Raw genomic sequence first — 21,599 nt, 5'->3', positions numbered from 1 at the left:
GTTCCCGTACTAACCCGAAGCATAAGCCGGGCCCGACGTGCGGAACACGTCAGAATGCCGACAGTGCGCCGGCAGCGGATCAATCGGCGGACACGGGTGTCGTGAGGTTCTCCCGTTCATTATCGGCCCGGCCATCGCGGCCAGTCGGGCCGAACCGCCGAGCAAAACGCAAGCGTGAGGGCAATCGAAACATCACTCCGCTGTCGATAAGGCTTTGATGACATTAAATAAAACAGGAAGACCGATTGATATTGCAGTCTAGGACGGCTACGTCATACTCCAGCTTGCAACAAGAGGACGATTCAACCTTGCCAACGAGCACCTTCGTCAGCCGTTCCCGGCGAACCAGTACGCGTGCTGTCGGGCGACAGTAATCTCCATGCAGGGTTTCGCGCCGATCGTTCTTCCGACCGCAACCACGGTTGTGGCCGCACATCAGGTGACCAATGGGCCGCCTATTGCGGCGATCGCGCGGATACGGCTGTATTCCGCCGAGGAGTGGGAGGCCTTCACCAATGAATGGGCGCACTATTTCTTCCAAGGCAAAACGGTCGTGAGGTTCACCGGCGCGGGTGACAAAGGCGTCGATATCGCCGTTTTCGACCCCGGTCAAAATTTCACGGGCGTTTGGGACGGTTATCAGTGCAAGCACTACGACGATCCGCTGCGGCCCTCCGATATCTACGTCGAACTTGGCAAGGTGCTGTGGTTCTCATTCAGCGGTGAGTATTCCACCCCCCGCAGCCACACTTTCATTGCACCGCGCGGGATCGGCACCAAGCTGAATAGCCGGCTGATGAATCCCGACAAGCTCAGGCAGGAGCTGATCGCCAACTGGGATAAGCACTGTCGCACCGAAATCACGAACGCCCAGGAAATCCCCTTGCAGGGTGCTTTCCTCGACTACGTGAATGCCTTCGACTTTACGATCTTCAAGGGCAAGCAACCCCTGGCGCTAATCGATGAGCACAGGGCATCACCCTATCACGCGACACGATTTGGCGGCGGTCTTCCGGCACGCCCCGTGACCTCGAGCCCGCCAGCGGCCATTGCCGCACATGAAACCAAATATGTTGAGCAGCTTTATCTCGCATATGGGGATCACCTCAAGAATCCCGTTGCATCGATCGCTGACCTCGGCAAGCCGGCCCTGCGGGAACATTTTTCGCGGCAGCGCGAGGCATTCTATCAGGCGGAAGCGCTCAGGGTATTTGTTCGCGACAAGGTCGAGCCTGGGACGTTTGAACGGCTCCAGGACGAAATCTACGCGGGTGTGGTCGATACCAACGATGGCGATCATCCGGACGGCTACAAACGCGTTGTCGCGGTCACAAAAGCGGCGCAGGAGATGTCCATTGCGGCAAATCCCATTGCACCGATCGCGCAAACGCAGGATCGACACGGCATTTGCCATCAACTCGCTAACGATGACAAACTGAAATGGACGCGATAGAGCCCTCTCGGCGGCAGGTCACGTTCAATGGCCCGCTAGAAGCCGGCATCCGCGCCGTGGCCCTCCTCGGCGCCGCATACCCGAAGGCGTTCGATCTGCAGCGCCTGACGGCGCTCGACTATCTGCTCGTCAGAACCAAAACCATCGAGGGTGGGCCGGAAAGCTTGCATCCGCCGACACCATTGCGCTCGCCTGACGCCGAGGTGAGACGGCGTATCGTCCACCAAGGGCTAGTGCTGATGATGTCGCGCGACCTCGTTGAACAGGAAGCCCGGGAAGCCGGCTTGATGTACGTGGCCGGTGAAAACGCGGCGGCGTTTCTCGATGCTCTGCGGTCGCCTTACCTTCTGAAGGTTAAAGACCGGGCACATTGGTTGATCGGGCATTTCAGCGGTTACACTGATGCTGAGTTCAACGCGATCATACGCCGCTACTTCGAGGACTGGATCATTGAATTTCAGGAATTCGAGCGGAGCATCGGCGTCGCATGACCCAATATGCCCGCCTGCAGATCCAACACGTGAGCTTTCTCGGTCCCGACAAGCCGGCGGCCACCATTCACTTTAAGCCTGGGTTCAACGTACTTTACGGCGCCTCCGACACCGGCAAGTCATTTATCCTCGACACCATTGACTACATGCTCGGTGGCAAAGGCCCGCTGCGGGATTTCCCGGAGCGAGAGGGTTACGACCGTATTCTCCTCGGTATGCAGACAAGCTCGGGCGAATTCTTCACCCTGCAGCGAAGCACGGGCGGCGGTGGTTTTCTGAAAGCCGACGGCTTACACGAAACGACATTTCCCAAAGAGGGCGTGACTGAGCTCCGTGAACAGCACGACGAGCGCAAGGACGATAACCTGTCGCGGTTTCTCCTGGGCAAGATCGGCCTTCTCAATAGGCGCGTGAAGCGCAACAAGCACAACGAAACGAATAGTCTCAGCTTCAGAAATCTCGCGCGCCTCGCGATCGTGGACGAAGAGGAAATCATTCAGAAGCGTTCGCCCCTGTCTGATGGCAACCTTGTAGCGGACACGCCGAATACCGCGACGTTTAAGCTACTTTTGACCGGCGCTGACGACTCCGCTCTCGTCGCAGTGCGAAGCTCACCTCAAGAGCATTCCAGAGCAGGTCAAATCGAGCTCTTGGGCCAACTGATTGCCGAGAACCAAAACAAGATCAGGCAGCTGTCAGGGCCACCGAAGCAACTTGAAGAGCAGGATGAGAGGCTGGAAGAGACCTTGCGCAGCCGCATGGAGGTCCTGGCGGCACACGAAAGCCTGTACAAAGACGCGGCCTCGCGTCGTCGGGATGCACGCCAAAAGCTGGAACAAGCTAACGAACGCCTTGCAGAGGTTAGCGTGCTACTCGACCGCTTTGATTTGCTCGGCAAACACTACCAATCCGATGTTGAGCGGTTGGAAGGCATTCGCGAAGGCGGCACGCTGTTCTCAGCGTTGTCTGACGGCGTCTGTCCGCTTTGCGGCGCTCACCCCAAACATCAGCATCGTTCTGAGGACTGCGAAGGCAACGTCGAACAAGTGGTGATGGCAGCAGAGGCTGAACTCAGCAAAATCGCGGCCTTGCAGCAAGACCTCGCACAAACGGTACGCCATCTGACGACGGAGGCGCGAAGCCTGCAGAGCCGCATTCCGAAGCTCGAAGCGGACGTATTTGCGGTCAATACGCAAATCCAGGAAGATTTGGCACCGAAGCTAAGGGCCGCGCGTACGAGCTACGCTGAGTTGGCCGATAAGCGCGCGGAAGTGCGAGAAGCGCTGGGCTTGTTTCAGAGCCTGAAAGATCTGGAAGATCGTCGTACCAAGTTGGAACTGGAAGAAGCTGAGGAGTCCGGCGGGAACACGCCTGATGCCGGCCTGCCGGCCAGCAGCCTCGACAAGTTTGCGACGATTGTTCAGGATATCCTCAAAACTTGGCACTTCCCCAACGCCGACCGGGTCCACTTTGACCAAAAGGCCCGTGACCTCGTCATAGGGGGCAAGAACCGGACTTCGTTTGGCAAAGGCCTCAGGGCGATCACGCAGTCCGCATTCACGATCGGGCTCCTGCAATACTGCATGGAGCAAGAGACACCCCACACTGGCTTTGCTTTGTTGGATTCCCCGCTGCTGTCATACAAAGAACCTGACGGCGAAGATGATGATATGCGCCACACCGACCTTAAGGCACAGTTTTACGAGTACCTGAAAAAGATCGGCGTCGACCGCCAGGTCATCATCATCGAGAACACTGATCCGCCAGACAACGTGCGGATACTGCCCAACGCACAAAAATTTACCGGCAATCCCGACGAGGAAGGCCGTGCCGGCCTATTTCCGATCGCCAAAGCGGCGGCGTCGACCTGACATCATCGTACATGCACATGGTGACCGTGTGCCTTTGTGCCGAGCCGTTGTAGCACAGCTTACGCTGCACCGTATCGCCCCAACTGGGAGGCCTTTCATTATTAGTCAGCGTTAGTGAGGGGGCAATTTTCATGAGCATTCACAGCTAGTAAGGTCCGAGTGCCCCAGCGGCCTGCGAATCACAGGAATGAGAAGGTAGCCCGTGAACGGAAAATCGGCTGGCGTAACGGAAACGGAACGGATGCTTGCTGATTTCTGCGAGAGGTCCTTCCTCAAGCTTTGGAGCTATCCTAACCCCTTCAAGGACGACGGGCACGAGTTATGTGACCTGCTTGCCGTCTTCGATAACCACGTCTTCATCTTCTTCGACCGCGAGAACGAACTACCGGAAGGGCCCGACAAGGACCCGAAGATCGTATGGGACCGATGGAAGCGCAACGTTATCGACCGCCAGGTGAAAACTGCACACGGCGCGGAGCGGTACATCCGCAGCGGTAGGCCGATCTTTATAGATGCCAAGAGGACGGCACCCTTTCCACTCCACATAAATGCGGGAAAGGCGGTCATTCACAAGATCATTGTTGCGCATGGGGCCAAAGAGGCATGCGAACGCGCGTCACCAGACAACGTCTACGGCAGTCTCGCCATCGCCTACACTGAAACCAATGGCGGCCCAACCCAGCCATTCCATATCGAAATCGACAGGCTCAACCCGGTCCACATCCTGGACAGCCACAACATGCCTATCGTGCTGGGAGAGCTTGATACGGTCAGTGACCTTTCGACGTATCTCGACGAAAAGGTGCGGGCCGCTTCAGCTTTCGACCATCTGACCTATTGCGGAGAGGAAGACCTCCTCGGCCACTACCTCCTGAACTACGACGAGGTCAACAAACGCCATGTTATCGGGCCGAAGAATGAAAATGAGTCCGTCAACGGCATCATGATCGGCGAAGGCGAATGGTACGACTTCATTCAGACTGATCTCTACAAGAACACGAAGAGGGTGGATCGCGTCTCTTACTTCTGGGACGAGCTGATTCAGCGCACGTGCCAGAACAGCCTGGACGGGACGCTCGGCGGGAACTCCAACATTTTTCGCGGCGAGAGCGCCATCTATGAGATGGTGAAGGAGCCGCGCTTCATGCGCCGCGGCCTTGCTGAAAAGATGCTAAACGCAGCTCAGCGCTTCCCTGACACCGGCCAGTTCGCCCGGCAGGTCACGTTGCTGCCGTCATACCAGCCAAATGTCGCTTACGTCTTACTACAACTGCGCGCCCCTGATGCGTACCGCGCTGAGCCAGACTACCGCGAGAAGCGGACGGGCCTGCTTGAGATCGCATGTGGAGCGGCCAAGAACAAATTCCCCAACCTCGTAAAGGTGATCGGCATCGGCATCGACGCGCCAAAGTTTTCTGGCGGCTAGAACGCGGAGGATTTCATCCTCATGCCCTGTGAGACCTGGACCGAAGAGATGAGGAGCTACTACGAGGAACACAACAAGCATTGGAATTTTTTCGGCACTCCAAACTTGCGCCAGCATAATGATCGGGTGAACCAGTTCGTACCGCCTCCGCGCCCCAGCAAACCAGCAATGTCAGGCAAGATTGGCCGCAATGACCGATGCCCCTGCGGTAGCGGGCTGAAGTACAAGAGATGCTGCCTAGAGCGATAGAAACGCAACTATGGACAGCGCCGCTGAGGCTGGAAAACCGAAACTCAAGTCGCACCGCGCTTGATGAGTTTCAGGCTAGAAGCCACGTAGTTGATAAGTGAAATCGCTTTCAGGCTATTGATTTTCGTGCCGTAGTCGACTGATTCACCGTGCAAAACCATGTGCCGGTTTAGTGCGATCCAACCATCTGCGCGTTCTGACTCGGAGGCATTGATGGGAAGCTTCTCGCCAAGCGGGCTCAACACCACACTCAGGAATGTGTCGCTGACCACTTCATCGGCATAGGCCACTATACCAGGCTTGCCTTTGTACCGCTTGTCCCTCTCCCTGGTCCTGGGCCCCATGAACAGATATTGGCCTGCTTCATCTCTGCAAATTCCGTCAGTCTGGGCAAGGAGTACCGGGATCGAGAGGTCAAACTGACCCGCTTTGTGTGCTGCGAATGCAGAGGTAAGCACCTTCGCTCGCCTCGGATGCGCTTCTACCAAGAATCGCTCGATCTGATCCACTCGAGCCTCGAAGTACGTTACAAGTGCATGCTCTGCATGCTCAATCTCTCCCCTCTTGAGCGCCCTGCCGAGATCCAAGGGGGCGGCAAGGCTCATCTCCAAGTCCATGTACCAGCCGTTCTCTCCGAGGAGTAAAAGCGCCTTCCTGTAAGCGGGAGGAGCCTTTTCCGCCACCTCCTTCAGCTGTGCGAGAAGCGGCGCGATGTGGCGAGAGAAGGCGTTCGTCTGCTCGCGCAGTTCGAACGCCCTAGGCAATAGCGCATCAGCAAAGGCCCTGTATCCTTCGCTAAACTGTTTAACCACCCTAACCCATTCCGACTGCATTTTTTGCAGCGTCTCACGGTGTTCGCCACTCAGCACCAAGCTCGCCGGGATCGACGGTTGTGCGCTTGTGTTTTCGTCTTCCGGCTTACTGCTTTCGCTCATCCTTGCCCCATATGTGAGTGATACGGTGTGTTCGAAACGGAGAAACCAAACGACATCAGCAGCGATCTTCTCATCGAAGCAGCCGTGCGCTCGCTGAAGGCAAGGGGCCTTCCGACTGCCGAGGAGGGCGAGTGGGCTGCCGCTGATCGATCTGAGGCCGTTGACGTCATCTTGGGCGATGCCGGTATGCAGGACCTCGATGAGCTTGAGGGGGCCCTTAAGGTTGCCTCCAGCAGCCAAGTTTGCGTGTGATCGCCGAGCGGCATCGTTCTACGACGCATGCTCGCGCGCAGCGCACGATAGCGTTTCAGCAGCGCTTTCTAGATGGCTAAAATCATCCACGCCCGCACCGTCTTTATCAGCTTCGTCGGGGCCCGGTGACGTTGTGCGGCGGCAACTTCCGCATGGGCTCGCATCGACCATCACCCGACGCGCCATCGCACCGCGTGACCGTCGACAGCTTCTCGATGAAGGGTTCTGAAGGGTTCTGAAGGAAAAAAACCTTCAGATCAATCACCCTTCATATGAAGGATCGCTCCGTAGACACAACGGGCGCGGTCGTCGTTGATATCGCCCATCGAAGCGAGCCCCTCTTGGGGTCGAGGTATGGAGATTGAGGACATGTACCAGATAGCCGACGATTTCTACGTGATCGTGGTCTACATGAATCCGATGCGTTATCAAACTCGTTATAGGTTGTTTCGCGATTTTATCGCGCACATGCATGATGTCGGGGCCAATGTTCTGATTGTCGAAGTCGCGTTCGGGGAGAGGCCGTTCGAGGTGACGACCCCGAACAATGCACTCCACCTGCAGCTCAGAACAGATAACGTGCTCTGGTTAAAGGAAAATGCCATAAATCTTGGCATCGCCCACCTTCGGCGAGTGAGGCCGAGCGCAAAATATGTCGCGTGGGTCGACGGAGATGTAATGTTCCAGCGACGCGATATCATCCGCGAGACCGTAGAACAATTGCAGCATTATCTTGTCGTGCAGATGTTCAGCCATGCCGTCGACCTGGGACCGCAGGGACAAAATATCCGCAGCGACACTGGTTTCATGTATCAATACCATCAGAATGGCATGCAACCGCCCACGACGGCGAAGGGCCGTTATGCTCAGGGGCCCTTTTGGCACCCGGGCTACGCGTGGGCGGCACGGCTGACTGCGTTGGACAAGCTGCCGGGGCCGCTGTTTGATCAGGGCATTCTCGGATCGTCCGACCATCATATGGCGATGGCGCTTGTTGGAAGGGCCGGGCTCTCGATTCCAAAAAGCATCTCCGCTGGTTATCGGAACCAAGTGGAAAACTGGGGGGCTATGGCTGAGCTACATTTGCGGCGGAATGTCGGATATGTGCCGGGGCTCATCACCCACCACTGGCATGGCGACAAAGCCAATCGCAAGTATGTCGAGCGCTGGGACGTTCTGATTTCTACGCAGTTCGATCCAACGCGCGATCTTATGCGCACCACCCAGGGTCTGTATCGCTTGGCGGATTTCCTCGACGAGCGATCAATGCGGCTGAAGGACCTTGTCCTAGCTTATTTCAGTCAACGGGACGAGGATAGCACCTATTTGCATCGGCCAGTGATCTGAACGATGACTCTCGACGGGATGAACGCAAACGTTTTACCTGTGCTTGACGAAGGAATCGCCACATGAGTGGGAAAGAAACGGATCTTGTGGCCGTCAATCGGATCACAATGCGAAGCCTGCGCAAGGGGAGGAAGTGGACTCAGAAGCAGCTCGCAGCGGAGGCGGGTATTAGCTTATCGTCAATTGAGCGGATGGAAAGAGGCGAACCCGTTGAACGCGATACTGTGAGAGCTGTGGGTGCCGCGCTGAATACCACGGTAGACCGGCTGAGAGCCCCGAATGAACCTTCGCCCTCGCAGTTGGATGTCCTCAACTCCACCGAGAGCGAAGGGAATGCAGCGGAGTCGCAACAGCAGACGGCCGTTCTTGCAACCAGTGACGCGAATCAACCTTCAACCGATTCGGAACATCCCCCAATGATTGCGTCTGAGCGGGCTGCGGGCGTAGATAACGCCTACACACCTGTGCACGAGGAGATGTCGGAGAGTCGAGATGACTCTTCAATCAATTTGGCAACGAAACCTCTGGCGCCCCTCAGACATGTGCTGGTAGCTAACGTTCCAACGGCCTCTGTTGAAGCCAGGCCACCTTGGGCCACTGCGAGCGCCGCCGACGATATAGAGGGGCAGAACTTAGATTTCACGTCCGAGACTCCTGTCTTGTCGGACACGACCTTGCGCTACTTAGCGATAGTCGATGCCCTGGCACTCGTCGGATGTGTATCCGTGAGGACACCAAGCGCGCTGCCAATAAATGCCGGATACATTCTTGAATTTGGCCCAGTGCTTTTATTTCTCGCTTCCGCCTGGGTTTCGTTTCGCGGGCATCGGGCGACGGGTCGTTGGCGGCGGGCCGACCTGCATCTGGCCCGAATCCTCTTTTCACTGCCAGCTCTCACATCGGCATTTCTCGCACTCCAGTTCTTTCTGCTGCTGGCGCCACCCGGAGAGTGTCCGACGTTCCCGCGATGGAAGTACCTGATCACCATCAAAGAGGTTCAGCCAGAATACTGCATGGGACTAGACCCACAAATTCAAGCTCAGGGTCCGTGGCTCTTTTGGCCGGTCTTCTTGCAGGCGTGGTTGCAAGTACTTTTTCCGATTGCCACCGCGATATTATGCTTTCGAGCTTTCAGAGCATGGCACTCAGCGGTCGCAATCCAGCACGGCGAATATACCGACCGGGAGCGGAATTGATGCCATGCGAAAGGCGGATCTTCTGAATAGGATGTCCATTCCTGCGCAAACGACGGCATCGACAGATTGCTTCTGCCCTTGACGTCACGCGATGTCCGTTTCTGCGCCGCTATTGCGGGTTCAGCGGACATCAAACCCGCCTAATCCCGCTGTCGAGCTCACAGCTTTCGCGTTAGTCCGCGAGCGCCGGTTGCAAGCGGGGACGCCGCGATCGGCAACAATAGAAAATTGGTTACGGGGGCCAGCTTCGACTCCTGACCTCATCAACCTCTCCGCTTCGGCCGTCCGATCTTGCGCGGTTGACGCGCCATGGCGTCAAAATCCAAGCCCTCGAACATCGACCAATTGATTTCATTCGGCAGCTCGAAATTTGCCAGCTCTTGGCATTGTTTCCGGCGCAGCGCAGATTGCTGGCCGTAATGGCTGTGAACGTCATTCGCCTCGTGGCCCATTTGCAACCTGGTGGCCTCGTCATCGAGATCCTCCTCGATGAACATTTCTTTTGCGCCGTGCCTCAAGGAGTGGGCCACTTCGATGTTCATACCGATCGCGCCAGCCTTCTTGAGGAGACGATTTACGCGCTTCGAAGCGACGTCACCCGGATCGGTCATGGTTGCGAGCAAGCGGAAGATGAAATTATCGCCCTGTGCGGCTGCCCACTCGACGAAACCGATGCGGCGGAAAAAGTCATGCAGCACGAAGAAGCGTAGACTGGCTTCTGTCTTGAAGCCAACCCGTTTGTACATCCCTTTCTCTTTGTCATAAACGATGCCGTTGACACGAACGATGTCGACGCCGTGCTTGCGGTCAATATCGCTGCCCCGGATGAACGGAAGAATTCCGATTCGGCGCGACGAGAGGAGACACAGGGGCCCCAGCATCGCGTCGTCGAGATAGCCGCTGTCCACCCCCAGGCGGAAGACTTTGTCGACTTTTTCGTAGTCGAGTGCTTCGCGCTTGACTGAAGGTTTGGCGTTGTCCGGCCACCGTACCCGATAGCCTTCGAACGGATTGCGAAGTCGGTGCAAGCCAACGGCGCCGTTGATAATAGCACGCACCGTCTGAACATATCCGTCCTGAATCGTTTTCAGCGCGAGGGGCTCGTAGCAGCTTTCGACCTTATTCTTTTCGATCGCTGCATGGATGCCCATCTGTCGCAGCTCTTCGGTATTTTCGCCTTCACGCGAAAGCTCGACCGGGACGTACTGAAGCTCGTTGACGAAGTTCTGCAGGTCAATCGGCAAATAGCAATCGATCGGCCGATCTCCGACAAGAGCTTTGAAGGTTGCCGCACGCATCCGACCCGTGCTGATGGCACTGTCAGAGGCTCCTCCGGCCTTTCGGAGCTCGAAATACTCGTCTTCCAATTCGCTGAACTTTGGCGCAGTCGAGGTTTCGATGTTAGGCGCAGCGACCGCTGGCGCCGGCTCGGGCTTGACCGGCCTGAAGTCACGCGGCCTGCGGCTGGTCGACGTCGCCGAGGTCTGCTCCAGAATGGCAAGTTGCCGGTCGGCAACTTCAGTGAGCTTGCCGAGCACGTTTGAGAGCGGCTCGCCGCCAGGGGCGATTCCCGCGCCAGCCCGCCAACGATTCCAGACGTCTTGGCGCAACAGGTCGGCTCGGGCCACGACCGTTGGATTCCCCGCTGCACCCTTGCTGACCTCTTTTTCGATCAGCACCGCCTCTTGGATCGAGGCGATGTCGCGAAGCGCGTCCGGCGAGAAATCCGGCCACGGAGGCGGATTGGCAATTTTAGCCGCGGCCGCCTCGAGGAAGGCGAGCATGTTCGCAAGGAATTCCTCAGGGCTGTTGCCCTTCGGAAACCCGACGTCGCTGCACGGCATCTGTCCCCCGATGTCAGTACTCACCCCGCCTCTCCACTGGCTGAAACCGGTCTGCGCCAGCGCGCCCAGCCAAGACGCCCGCCGCTGCGCCTCACGATGCGGAAGCACCCCGAGACGCACCCGAATAGGAGCGCATGACGGCAGTCTGGCTGCAAGGTTTGAGGGGGGCCGAATCTGGAAGAAATACGTGGAAAGCCGGCGCACCAGATAGGTTGGCGCCCGGCCCGGCCCTCTCGGCCATCGCGCGCCCTTGGACGCCCTTTTCTGGTGGACTACTTCGTGGACTACATTGGTGGATACACGCTTCGACACTGGCGCACCTGGGGCAGGCCGGAAGCGTTGTTTTTCGAGGTTTTCGGCGTTCCAAAGTGGCGGTCGGGTGCGAGTGACGTGGCGGAGAGGGAGGGATTCGAACCCCCGATAGGCTTGCACCTATGCCGCATTTCGAGTGCGGTGCATTCAACCACTCTGCCACCTCTCCTGAAGGTGCCGGTGAGGGGCAGGAACCCCTGTGGTCGGGGCGTGTAATAGGCGAGGATGGCGGGCCAGACAAGGCGCGAAAGGCGAAAATCCGCTGCCTCATACACCTCCGTCTTTTCACATCGAGGGAACCGCGATGGAGCATCTCACGGTCAAGGCCAATGGGGCCAATTTCCACCTGATCCGCGCTGGACAAGGAAAGCCGCTGCTTTTGCTGCATGGTTGGCCGGAATTCTGGCTGACCTGGGAGCCGGTGATGGCCCGCCTGGCGGACCGCTTCATGCTGATCGCGCCCGATCTGCGCGGCTTCGGCGACAGCGCCAAGCCGGACGGGGCGTACGGTCCGGACGGCCATGCGGCGGACATGCTGGCGCTGATGGAGGCGCTCGGCATGAACCGATTCGGCGTCGTCGGCCATGATGTCGGCGGCGCCGTGATGCAGCCGCTGGCCCGCCGGGCGGCGGAACGGCTGGCAGGGCTGTTCTTCTTCGATTTCGTCTATCCCGGCATCGGACCGCGCATGGCGGCCCCTGATAGGCTGAACCACATCTGGTACCAGTCCTTCCACCAGATGGAGATGGCGCCTGCGCTCATCGGTGCGAGCCGCGAGAGCTGCCGGCTCTATATCAGCCACTTCCTCAAAGGCTGGGCGCACCGGAAAGATGCCTTCGACGATGTCCTCGACACGTTCGGCGACAACTACTTCAAGGACGGTAACCTCGCCGGCGGCTTTGCGCATTATCGCGCCTCGCATGCCGGGCGCCTCGCGATGATGAAGGGCGAGGCTCGGCCGCTCCCGCCGATCGTTGTGCCGACCTGCGTGCGCTGGGCCGAGCACGATCCGCTGTTTCCCTATGCCTGGACCGACCGGCTGGGCGAGACGTTTGCCGCGCTCGATCTGGCGATGTTTCCCGGCGTCGGACACTTCCCGCACCGGGAAGACCCCGATCGCGCGGCTGAGGAGATCGCGGCGTTCTTTCAGCGCATCGGCTGGAGTTGAGCCTCATCGAGAGGCCAAAACGGGTGGGACCGCCAGACGCGGTAAACACTGGCGGTCCCGGTGCCGCTCATTGAAATGCTGGCCAGGAAGGGCGGCTTCGCCGGCCAGGGTGAGGCGACGATTCGACCGTAGCGTGCAGCCGGTGCGCGGCAACGCAAAGCGGTCCTTAACCTAACCAGTCAAGGTTACTCCTTGTCGTTCTTACCCTTTTTCTTCCCGTTCTCCGGAGAATCCCGGTCCTTGCCGTTGCCCTCCTTGCGGCGGTTGGTGAAGCGGGCGTTGCCAAGTCCGGTGCCGATGGTGAGGACGCCCCAGCGCGCGACGTGCTGCATGAACGGCACCTCCGAGAGGCCCTGAACCACGCCGTCATTGTGCATGAGGATCGCGGTGTCGTGCCCGCCGATGACGGGGATAGCCTCGACGAGGCTCGCCGGCAGGTTGAACTTGCTGCTCTCCCAATTGCCCGGCAGGTTCTGCGCGCCCTTCTCGATCGAGCCGTCCGCATTGATCACGCCCGGACAGGCGATGCCGATGAAGGGGGCGAGCTTGAAGCCCTCGGCTTCGGCGTCCTCAATCAGGCCTTCGAGCATCTTGACCAGCCGCTTCACCGCGGCCTCGCGGCTCGGCTCGTCGTCGGCGTGGCGCCACAGATCGGATTTGAAGACCGCCGCCTTAGACAGGTCCGGCGCCTTCTTCCAGCGCGTCTCGACGATCCCACAGCGGATATTGGTGCCGCCGATATCGACCGCGAGGATGCTGTCATAGGCTTCGAAAATCCAGGACGGCGCGAGGTGCAAGGCCCCGATCAAGCCGGCATCGTCGGGATCGAAGCGGATCGGCACCAGATCTACCTTGAAGCCTTCCGACTTGAGGATGATCTCGGCCCGGGCAATGGCGATCTCGCCGAGCCGGCTGGCGCGAAAACCGCCGCCAACCACGATGCATTCGGTCTTGTCCCAGGCCTTGGTCTTGAGGAATCGCCGCGTCACGTAAGCGAGCTCCTGCGCGAAGTCCTCGATCGCGCTGTGCACGACGGCCGCAGCCTCCGTGTCGTCGCCGCTCAGAACGGCGTCGAGGGCCTTCTTGCTGATGTTTTCGGAGGGCTCGTCACCGAACGGATCGTCGCCGCTCTTGCGCAGCGGTTTGCGCCATTCTTCGAGGATCTCGCGGAACGCCCCCTTGCTGGCGCGGTCGCCGAGAAAGCCGTCATCGTCCTTGATCTCGATATTGAAGCTGTCGACGTCGACCGACGGCAGGCGGCTCGCCCCGTGTTGGGCGATGCCCGTTGTGTTGACCAATTCGTCCGTTGCCATGGAAGCCCTTGCCCACGCTGATTTGGCGGGACAACGGCGCGGGAACCCATTTGGTTGCAAACCGGCCGCGCGTTCGGCTGGCGGTGCTGAATGAGGCCAAATGCTTCAAATCCCGGCCCTTTTGGGCGGTTTTCCTTGACTTGCGGCTGTTGGCCGCTATAAGTCCCACACCCGGCGCGGGGCGTTTCTCGCGCCGCTTGTTTTTGCGTGGGTTTTCAAAGGGATAACTCCCACCCGCACAAAACGCAGATAAATCCATAGCGACTGACAAAAAGCCGGCCCGGACGATGTGTCCCGAGGCCGGGATTGAACACGGAGACAAAAACGATGTTCGCAGTCATCAAAACCGGCGGCAAGCAATACCGCGTCGTGCCGGATGATGTTCTCGAAGTAGGCAAGATCGAAGGCGAAGTCGGCTCGATCGTGCAGTTGAATGAAGTTCTGGTGCTCGGCGGCGACACGCCGGTGCTGGGTGTTCCGACGGTCGCAGGCGCGTCCGTTGCGGTCGAGGTGCTCGACCACAAGCGCGGGCCGAAGGTCATCGCGTTCAAGAAGCGCCGCCGCAAGAACTCGCGCCGCAAGCGCGGCTACCGCGACGAGATCACGGTGCTGCGCGTCAGCGAGATCCTGACGGACAACGCCAAGCCCACCAAGGGCCCGCGGCCGAAGAAGGAGAAGGTGGCAAAGGAAGCCGCCGAGTAACGGAAGCCGATCACGCCAATTCACGAATTGATGCGTGCGACGTTTTGAAATGATTCCGTCAAGGAATTGACCTAGAACTACGCAGGATTTCGGAGACGAGCCATGGCTCACAAAAAGGCAGGCGGTTCATCGCGCAACGGACGCGATTCGAAGGGTAAGCGCCTCGGCATCAAGGCGTTCGGCGGGGAGATCGTCACTCCCGGCAACATCATTGCGCGTCAGCGCGGCACCACCTGGCACCCGGGCCTTAATGTCGGCATGGGCACGGACCATACCTTGTTCGCCAAGGTCGAAGGTCGTGTTGCGTTCCAGGCCAAAGCCAACGGCCGCACCTTCGTATCGGTGCTCCCGATCACAGAGGCGGCTGAATAGACGGTGGATCAATTCGGAGTCCGCCGGGTCCTACCAAACCGGCGGAGTCCTTGAGATCAAAAGATCGAAGGCTCCAAGGGGAGGCGGGAAACCGGCCTCCCCTTTTCTTTGACTTGCTCGCTTTGACTTAGTGACTTTCACGGAGCCGGACATGTTACAGGATTTCTCGAGCGTGACCTTGCGGGAGGCGAGACCTGATGTCGTCGCCACCGAGCGGCTGACCTTGCGGCGGCCGACACTCGCCGACGTCAGAAGCATCGCCCAGCTCGCCAACGATCGCCGCATCGCGGAGAATACCCGCCGGCTCCCCCATCCCTATTCGCAGGACGACGCCGTCGAGTTCATCCGGGCCACGTCCGCGCTCGGCAGCGAGACCGTGTTCCTGATCGAATACGACACCACGCCCGTCGGCATGGTCGGCATCGACTGCTCGACGCCCGACAATGCCGAGCTCGGCTACTGGCTCGGCGTCGAGCATTGGGGCCAGGGCTTTGCCACCGAGGCCGCGCGCGGCGCGATCGACTTCTTCTTCGAGGAGTTCGAGGACGACCACCTCTATGCCGGCGCGCGCGTCACCAACCCGGCCTCGCGCAAGGTGCTGGAGAAGTGCGGGTTCCAGTGGAGCGGCGTGCAGCTGCACCGTTTCCTGGCGCTCGGCTCATCGACGCCGGTCGACTGCTTCCGCCTCTCGCGCGGCGTGTGGTCGTCGCTGAAGAGCTGGAGCAGCGCGCGACGGATGAGATAGGGCGCGAGGCGCTGCCACACAAAAAGTGTCGTCCCGGCGAAGGCCGGGACCCGTAGCCACACAGAGGAGTGTGACACGAGACGCCCACTCAGAGTTCTTCGCCAAACCACTTCCGGATCGGCGCGCGCTTTGAAGCGCGATGAGATTAGGATGAATCGTCATCGCGCTTTAGGTTGTTGTTCGAGCATGATCTTTTCGGAAAACCGCTGCGCACTTTCCGGATCATGCTTTGGGCGCGTTGTCCGGACGACAGCGGAATGATTCGTCCGCTCTTACGCCGGCGGATTCATCTCAGCGCCCTCGCGCCCCAGATCGCGCTCGCGCAGATAGATGTAGAAACCGGCACCGATGATGATCGCAGCGCCGACGATGGTGGCGACCTGTGGCACATCCCCGAACACGAAAAAGCCGAAGATCACGGCCCAGACGATCATCGAATATTGATACGGCACCACAACGCTCGCCGGCGCGAGCTTGAGCGAGCGGTTGACGCAGAACAGCGCCGTGACCGAGATCAGCCCAGCCAGCGCGAAGAAGACGAGGCTTCCGGGCGTCGGCGGCACCCAGTGGAATGCCGACAGCACGGCGCCGAGCGAGAACGTGCCGATGAATTGCGAGGACGCCATCACGATGTCGGGCGTCTTGCGCAGGCTGCGCGTGATCAGCATCAAGGTTGCAAAGGATAAGCTGCCGCCGAGCGCGATCAGCGCCGGCAGGCTCACCGTCTGCGCCGATGGCCGCAGCGCGATCAAGACGCCGCAGAAGCCGATCAGGATCGCGGTCCAGCGCCGCCAGCCGACCTTCTCGCCCAAAAAGATCGCCGACATCGCGGTGACGAAGATGGGACCGGCGAGATAATAGGTGATGACGTCGGCGAGCGGCAGATAGACTGTCGCGAGGAAAAAGGCGGCCACTTCCAGCGTCGACAGGATGACGCGGAAGAGCTGCAATCGCGGCCGCTCCAGATTCAGGAACTGGTAACGCTGCTTCCAGATCAGCGGCGCCAGCAGCAGCAGCGCCGCGCAGGCGCGCAGGAGCAGAAGCTGCCCCACCGAATACGTCCCGACCAGGAACTTGCCCATGGCGTCGCCGAACGAGAACATGAAGATCGACAGCACCATGAGGGCGATGCCGGCCAGCCGTGCCGAACGCTCGTCATAGGCGGAGAGATTCTTGAAGAAGGGCATCGGCGCCGTTTTAATCAGGTGGGCGCGCGGGACAAGCCCGCCTCTGACGAATTGAACGCATTGTCGCACTGCGCGGCACGCGATACGGATCGCTCTCTGAATTCGTCCCGATGGTGCAGCGCATGACCGACTTCGATCCGACCGAGCATCGCATGATTTCCCAGCAACGCTGGTTTGAAGATTTCGTCGTCGGCGAGCGCTTCGTGCTGCCGAGCCGCACTCAGACCTCGGCGGTATTCGCGGCATTCCAGACCGCGAGCGGCGACACCCATCCGGTGCATTATGATGTGGAATATTGCCGCAGCCGCGGCATGCCGCATCTGCTGGCGCACGGCTTCCAGACCCTGATTCACACCGCGCCCGGCGCCGGGCTGTTTCCGTTCATGGTGGAAGAGTCCCTGGTCGGCTTCCTCGAGCAGTCGAGCCGGTTCCTCAAGCCCGTCTACGCCGACGATACGATCTATCCGGCGCTGGAGGTCACCGAGCTGGTGCCGGGCCGCACGACCGGCACGGTCACGCTGAAGAGCACCGTGTTCAACCAGCGCAAGGAATTGGTGCTCGAGGGCACGCAGAAATTCCTGATCCGCCGTCGGCCGCCCGGTTAAGCAAGGGGCGCAATTCGCGGATTTTCGACCGGTTTACGGATCAATCCGGGTTGCCGCGCCAGCCTGGCTGGCCTACCTATGGCCCATGAAATTCCTCGATGAAGCAAAGGTCTATATCCGCTCCGGTGACGGCGGGAACGGCTGCGTGGCGTTCCGCCGCGAGAAGTTCATCGAGTTCGGCGGGCCCTCCGGCGGCAATGGCGGCCGCGGCGGCAATGTGATCATCGAGGTCGCCGACGGCCTCAACACGCTGATCGACTACCGCTACCAGCAGCACTTCAAGGCCCAGAAGGGCGAGAACGGCATGGGCTCCGACCGCCACGGCGCCAACGGCAAGAACATCGTGCTCAAGGTCCCCGTGGGCACGCAGATCTTCGACGAGGATCGCGAGACGCTGATCCACGACTTCACCAAGGTCGGCGAGAAATTCGTGCTGGCGGAGGGCGGCAATGGCGGCTTCGGCAACGCGCATTTCAAATCGTCGACCAACCGCGCGCCGCGCAACGCCAATCCCGGCCAACCCGGCGAAGAGCGCTGGATCTGGCTGCGGCTGAAGCTGATCGCGGACGCCGGCCTCGTCGGCATGCCCAATGCCGGCAAGTCGACCTTCCTGTCCAAGGTCAGCGCAGCGCGGCCGAAGATCGCCGACTATCCTTTCACCACGCTGCATCCGCAGCTCGGTGTTGTGAACGCCGACGGCCGCGAATTCGTGCTCGCCGACATTCCCGGCCTGATCGAAGGCGCGCATGAGGGCACCGGCCTCGGCGATCGCTTTCTCGGCCATGTCGAGCGTTGCCGCGTGCTGCTGCATCTGATCGACGCAACCTGCGAGCATGCCGGCAAGGCCTACAAGACCGTGCGCAAGGAGCTCGATGCCTATGGCGGGCAGCTCACCGACAAGATCGAGATCGTCGCGCTGAACAAGATCGACGCGGTCGCGCCGGACGATCTCAAGAAGCAGAAGGAACGCCTGAAGCGCGCCGCCAAGAAGACGCCGCTGCTGCTCTCGGGCGTTACCGGCGACGGCGTCAAGGAAGTCTTGCGCGCATTGGCCGATGTGATCGGCGAAAGCCCAGTGTCAGCCAAGGCCAAGAGCGCGGCCGAAGCGGAGCCGTGGTCGGCCTGATCTCTCTCCACGCGGCGACCCATACCGCGTGATCTCTCGATTGGAACGATTGTAGTACCGCCCGGCGAATCTTTGCCAAACCGCTAGCTGTGGTTATAGGTCCCTGCGTTCGCAGGGGGACTGCGGGCCTGGGCATCAGTGGCTTGTCTTCGCTGGCGCGATAGCGCAGCATCAAACAATCAAGAAACTTCAGGGATGCCGGCATGGCGCGCGCGAAGAACGTTCTCTGGATCATGTGCGACCAGCTTCGCTACGATTATCTCGGCTGCACCGGCCATCCCACGCTGAAGACGCCGAACATCGACGCCATGGCGAAGCGCGGCGTGCTATTCTCGAAGGCCTATGTGCAGTCGCCGATCTGCGGGCCGTCGCGGATGTCGTTCTACACCGGACGCTACATGCGCTCGCACGGCTCGCACTGGAACGGTTGGCCGCTGCGTGTCGGCGAGCCCACGCTCGGCGATCACCTCGGGAAGATCGGCGTGCGCAACGTGCTGGTCGGCAAGACCCACATGGCGCCAGATATCGAAGGCATGAAGGCACTCGGCATCCCGCCGGAATCTGTCATCGGCGTGCACGTCGCCGAATGCGGCTTCGAGCCCTATGAGCGCGACGACGGCCTGCATCCGACCGGACGGCCGCGCCCGAAATACGATGACTATCTGCGCAGCCAAGGATTCGAGGCGACCAATCCCTGGGAGCACTGGGCCAATTCCGGCGCCGCGGAAGACGGTTCCTTGCAGAACGGCTGGCTGCTGGTCCACGCCGACAAGGCCGCGCGCGTGCCGGACGAGCATTCAGAGACGCCCTACATGACGCGGCGCGCGATGGATTTCATCAGGGAGGCCGAAACCGACGGCCGGCCGTGGTGCCTACACCTGTCCTACATCAAGCCGCACTGGCCTTATATCGCGCCCGAGCCTTACGCCAGCATGTATTCGACCGATGACATGATCCCGGTGATCCGCTCCGAGCGCGAGCGGCAGAACCCGCATCCGGTGTTCGGCGCCTATATGGACATGCGCTACTCCCGCAACATGGCGCGCGACGAGGCGCGGGAGAAGGTGATCCCGACCTATATGGGCCTTATCACCCAGATCGACGACCAGATGGGCGTGCTGATGAAGTTTTTGGGAGCGCGCGGCCTCTTGGACACCACCATGATCGTGTTCACCTCCGATCATGGCGACTATCTCGGCGATCACTGGATGGGCGAGAAGGATCTGTTCCACGAGCAATCGGCAAAGATTCCACTCATCATCATCGATCCGTCGAAAGAGGCCGACGCCACGCGCGGCACCAGCAGCGACGCGCTGGTGGAAGGCATCGACCTTGCGCCGACCTTCGTCGACTATTTCGGCGGCAAGGTGCCGGGCCACATCCTCGAAGGGCGCTCGCTGCTGCCGCTGCTGCGCGGCCCGACCCCGGGCGATTGGCGCAAAGTGGCGTTCTCCGAATACGATTATGCCATGCAGGACGTGCGGCTGAAGCTGAACCAGCCGATCGAGCGCTGCCGCCTGTTCATGGTCTTCGACGGCCGCTGGAAATACATCCACGCCTCCGGCTTCCGCCCGATGCTGTACGATCTCGAAACCGATCCGCAGGAATATGTCGACCGCGGTGACGATCCCGAATGTGCTGCGATCATCGCCCGGCTCCAGGCCGAGCTGTTCGACTGGGCGCTGCATCCGAACGACCACATCACCACGCCGCGCGAGAAGATCGCGGCCTATGCGGATAACCAGCTCCAAGTAAAGGGCGGCGTCTTGATCGGCATCTGGGATGAAGCGGAGCTTGCGGCGATCAAGAACGGCATCGAACAGCGCGCGAAGATGTGACCGAACAGGGCGCAGCTCTCTCAGCTCGTCATGCCCGGGCATAGCCGTCCAAAGGACGGCGTCGCCTCCGCTCGCCTATGACCCGGGCATCCACGTCTTGCGTCAGTCGCGGTGACGCGTGGATGGCTGGGTCAAGCCCGGCCATACGGCGGAGTGTAGGGCGCGAGCGGAGCCTAATTCTCGATCTTGTAGCCCGTCGCCTTCACGATCGGCTGCCAGAACGCCGCGTTCGCGGCGAGCTCTTTCGAAAGCCCATCCGCGCTACTGCCGACCGGGATCAAGCCGATTGCGGTGAGCTTCTCCTTCACCTCGGGCTTGGCGAGTGCCGCGCTCGCCGCTGCACCGAGCCTGCTGGCAAAGTCCGGCGGGCTGCCGGCTGGGAGCCACATGCCGTACCAGGCGTCCGCGACGAGATCGATGCCGCTCTCCCTCAGCGTCGGAACGTCAGGCGCGAACGGCGAACGCTCGGCGCTCGCGACCGCGATGATCTTGACGCCCTTGGCGCGATGTTGCGGCAGCGCATCGGCCAGCGTGACGATGCCGAACGAGATGTGGCCGCCGACGAGGTCGTTGAGGATCGGGGCGCTGCCGCGATAGGGCACGCGCGTGAGCGGAATGCGGAGATCCTTCTCGAGCTTGGAGCCCATGAAATGCGGAATGGTGCCGTTGCTCGGCACGCCGAACGACGTCTTGTCCGGATGTGCCTTCAGCCAGGCGACAAATCCCTTGAAATCGGCGACGTCTATCGCCGGACTGACCACCAGCGCGAATTCGAACCGCGCCAGCAGCGACACGGGCATGAAGTCTTTCGCCGTGTCGAAGCTCGGCGTTGTCTCCACCATCGGCAGCAGGTACATGGTCGGCCCCGTCGTCACCAGCACCATGCTGCCGTCGGGGCTCGCGCCTTTCACCGCCTTGATGCCGATCAGGCCGTCGCCGCCGGTACGGTTCTCGACCACGATGGTCCGTTGCAGCACCGGTGCCATCTCCTGCGCGATCAGCCGGCACAGCGTGTCGCCGCCGGCTCCCGCCGCGAACGGAAAGATGATCTTGCTCAGCCCGGCCTGCGCCCGCGCCCCACCCGCCTGCGCCAGCAGCGGCAGACCGAGACATCCGGCCATGAACTTGCGGCGATCCATTCGCATCCCCTCCAGCCCAATATTGCTT

19 protein-coding genes and 1 tRNA gene are annotated in these 21,599 nt (G+C 60.3%); 14 read left to right on the top strand and 6 right to left on the bottom strand.

Annotation, left to right across the window (positions count from 1 at the left end; genetic code table 11):
- Nucleotides 1-379: 379 nt before the first annotated feature.
- The 5 genes from AC5V87_RS02090 (at nucleotide 380) to AC5V87_RS02070 (ending at nucleotide 5,490) form a co-directional block, all read left to right on the top strand.
- Nucleotides 380-1,453 (top strand): ABC-three component system protein, encoded by a 1,074-nt coding sequence (locus AC5V87_RS02090; protein WP_495369838.1) that lies wholly within the window; start codon nucleotides 380-382, stop codon nucleotides 1,451-1,453.
- Nucleotides 1,441-1,944: an ABC-three component system middle component 2 gene (locus AC5V87_RS02085; RefSeq protein WP_148742421.1), complete on the top strand. Its 504-nt coding sequence runs from the start codon at nucleotides 1,441-1,443 to the stop codon at nucleotides 1,942-1,944. The genes AC5V87_RS02090 and AC5V87_RS02085 overlap by 13 nt, the downstream gene beginning before the upstream one ends.
- Entirely contained in the window at nucleotides 1,941-3,815 is a 1,875-nt protein-coding gene (locus AC5V87_RS02080; protein ID WP_495369837.1) for an ATP-binding protein, read from the top strand. The genes AC5V87_RS02085 and AC5V87_RS02080 overlap by 4 nt, the downstream gene beginning before the upstream one ends.
- A 202-nt stretch (nucleotides 3,816-4,017) precedes the next feature.
- On the top strand, nucleotides 4,018-5,241 hold the full coding sequence (locus tag AC5V87_RS02075) for a hypothetical protein (protein WP_495369836.1): 1,224 nt from the start codon (nucleotides 4,018-4,020) through the stop codon (nucleotides 5,239-5,241).
- Between the two features lie 21 nt (nucleotides 5,242-5,262).
- Entirely contained in the window at nucleotides 5,263-5,490 is a 228-nt protein-coding gene (locus AC5V87_RS02070) for an SEC-C metal-binding domain-containing protein (RefSeq protein ID WP_495369835.1), read from the top strand.
- A gap of 44 nt (nucleotides 5,491-5,534) precedes the next feature.
- Here AC5V87_RS02070 and AC5V87_RS02065 read toward each other — a convergent pair whose 3' ends face one another.
- A complete protein-coding gene (locus tag AC5V87_RS02065; RefSeq protein WP_495369834.1) occupies nucleotides 5,535-6,665 on the bottom strand; it encodes a hypothetical protein in 1,131 nt (376 codons plus the stop codon).
- Nucleotides 6,666-7,046: 381 nt separating this feature from the next.
- On the opposite strand from AC5V87_RS02065, the gene AC5V87_RS02060 reads away from it, so the two are divergent.
- Entirely contained in the window at nucleotides 7,047-8,024 is a 978-nt protein-coding gene (locus AC5V87_RS02060) for a hypothetical protein (protein ID WP_495369833.1), read from the top strand.
- Nucleotides 8,025-8,086: 62 nt separating this feature from the next.
- Nucleotides 8,087-9,220 (top strand): helix-turn-helix domain-containing protein, encoded by a 1,134-nt coding sequence (locus tag AC5V87_RS02055; RefSeq protein WP_495369832.1) that lies wholly within the window; start codon nucleotides 8,087-8,089, stop codon nucleotides 9,218-9,220.
- Nucleotides 9,221-9,483: 263 nt separating this feature from the next.
- Here the strand turns inward: AC5V87_RS02055 and AC5V87_RS02050 are convergent, their stop codons facing one another.
- Both AC5V87_RS02050 and AC5V87_RS02045 read right to left on the bottom strand, forming a co-directional pair.
- Nucleotides 9,484-11,088 (bottom strand): site-specific integrase, encoded by a 1,605-nt coding sequence (locus AC5V87_RS02050; protein WP_495369831.1) that lies wholly within the window; start codon nucleotides 11,086-11,088, stop codon nucleotides 9,484-9,486.
- Nucleotides 11,089-11,455: 367 nt separating this feature from the next.
- Nucleotides 11,456-11,545, bottom strand: a tRNA-Ser gene (locus AC5V87_RS02045).
- Between the two features lie 135 nt (nucleotides 11,546-11,680).
- Between AC5V87_RS02045 and AC5V87_RS02040 the strand changes: the two genes are divergently transcribed.
- Nucleotides 11,681-12,544 carry an alpha/beta fold hydrolase gene (locus AC5V87_RS02040; RefSeq protein WP_495369830.1) on the top strand — a complete coding sequence of 288 codons (864 nt, stop codon included), beginning with the start codon at nucleotides 11,681-11,683 and terminating at the stop codon, nucleotides 12,542-12,544.
- 185 nt (nucleotides 12,545-12,729) lie between these two features.
- Here the strand turns inward: AC5V87_RS02040 and AC5V87_RS02035 are convergent, their stop codons facing one another.
- Complete coding sequence (locus AC5V87_RS02035; RefSeq protein WP_456841926.1) at nucleotides 12,730-13,857, bottom strand: ROK family protein; 1,128 nt, start codon at nucleotides 13,855-13,857, stop codon at nucleotides 12,730-12,732.
- Nucleotides 13,858-14,184: 327 nt separating this feature from the next.
- On the opposite strand from AC5V87_RS02035, the gene rplU reads away from it, so the two are divergent.
- The 3 genes from rplU (at nucleotide 14,185) to AC5V87_RS02020 (ending at nucleotide 15,676) form a co-directional block, all read left to right on the top strand.
- Complete coding sequence (gene rplU, locus AC5V87_RS02030; RefSeq protein ID WP_235541884.1) at nucleotides 14,185-14,559, top strand: 50S ribosomal protein L21; 375 nt, start codon at nucleotides 14,185-14,187, stop codon at nucleotides 14,557-14,559.
- Nucleotides 14,560-14,661: 102 nt separating this feature from the next.
- Nucleotides 14,662-14,931 (top strand): 50S ribosomal protein L27, encoded by a 270-nt coding sequence (gene rpmA / locus AC5V87_RS02025; protein ID WP_456841925.1) that lies wholly within the window; start codon nucleotides 14,662-14,664, stop codon nucleotides 14,929-14,931.
- Between the two features lie 151 nt (nucleotides 14,932-15,082).
- Nucleotides 15,083-15,676, top strand: a complete 594-nt coding sequence (locus AC5V87_RS02020; protein ID WP_456841924.1) for a GNAT family N-acetyltransferase — start codon at nucleotides 15,083-15,085, stop codon at nucleotides 15,674-15,676.
- A gap of 272 nt (nucleotides 15,677-15,948) precedes the next feature.
- Here AC5V87_RS02020 and AC5V87_RS02015 read toward each other — a convergent pair whose 3' ends face one another.
- Nucleotides 15,949-16,863, bottom strand: a complete 915-nt coding sequence (locus tag AC5V87_RS02015) for a DMT family transporter (RefSeq protein ID WP_495369829.1) — start codon at nucleotides 16,861-16,863, stop codon at nucleotides 15,949-15,951.
- A gap of 122 nt (nucleotides 16,864-16,985) precedes the next feature.
- Between AC5V87_RS02015 and AC5V87_RS02010 the strand changes: the two genes are divergently transcribed.
- From AC5V87_RS02010 to AC5V87_RS02000, 3 genes are all read left to right on the top strand, one after another.
- Nucleotides 16,986-17,468 (top strand): MaoC family dehydratase, encoded by a 483-nt coding sequence (locus AC5V87_RS02010; protein ID WP_495369828.1) that lies wholly within the window; start codon nucleotides 16,986-16,988, stop codon nucleotides 17,466-17,468.
- Between the two features lie 85 nt (nucleotides 17,469-17,553).
- Nucleotides 17,554-18,594, top strand: coding sequence for a GTPase ObgE (gene obgE, locus AC5V87_RS02005; protein WP_456841921.1), 1,041 nt, complete (start codon nucleotides 17,554-17,556; stop codon nucleotides 18,592-18,594).
- 203 nt (nucleotides 18,595-18,797) lie between these two features.
- The gene (locus AC5V87_RS02000; protein ID WP_495369827.1) at nucleotides 18,798-20,432 is read left to right on the top strand and encodes an alkaline phosphatase family protein; all 1,635 of its coding nucleotides are present in this window, start codon (nucleotides 18,798-18,800) and stop codon (nucleotides 20,430-20,432) included.
- Nucleotides 20,433-20,605: 173 nt separating this feature from the next.
- Here the strand turns inward: AC5V87_RS02000 and AC5V87_RS01995 are convergent, their stop codons facing one another.
- Complete coding sequence (locus AC5V87_RS01995) at nucleotides 20,606-21,571, bottom strand: Bug family tripartite tricarboxylate transporter substrate binding protein (RefSeq protein ID WP_495369826.1); 966 nt, start codon at nucleotides 21,569-21,571, stop codon at nucleotides 20,606-20,608.
- Nucleotides 21,572-21,599: the final 28 nt, after the last annotated feature.

It is taken from the genome of Bradyrhizobium sp. SOJA106 (assembly GCF_059448745.1).
This window is presented reverse-complemented; position numbering and strand designations above follow the sequence as displayed.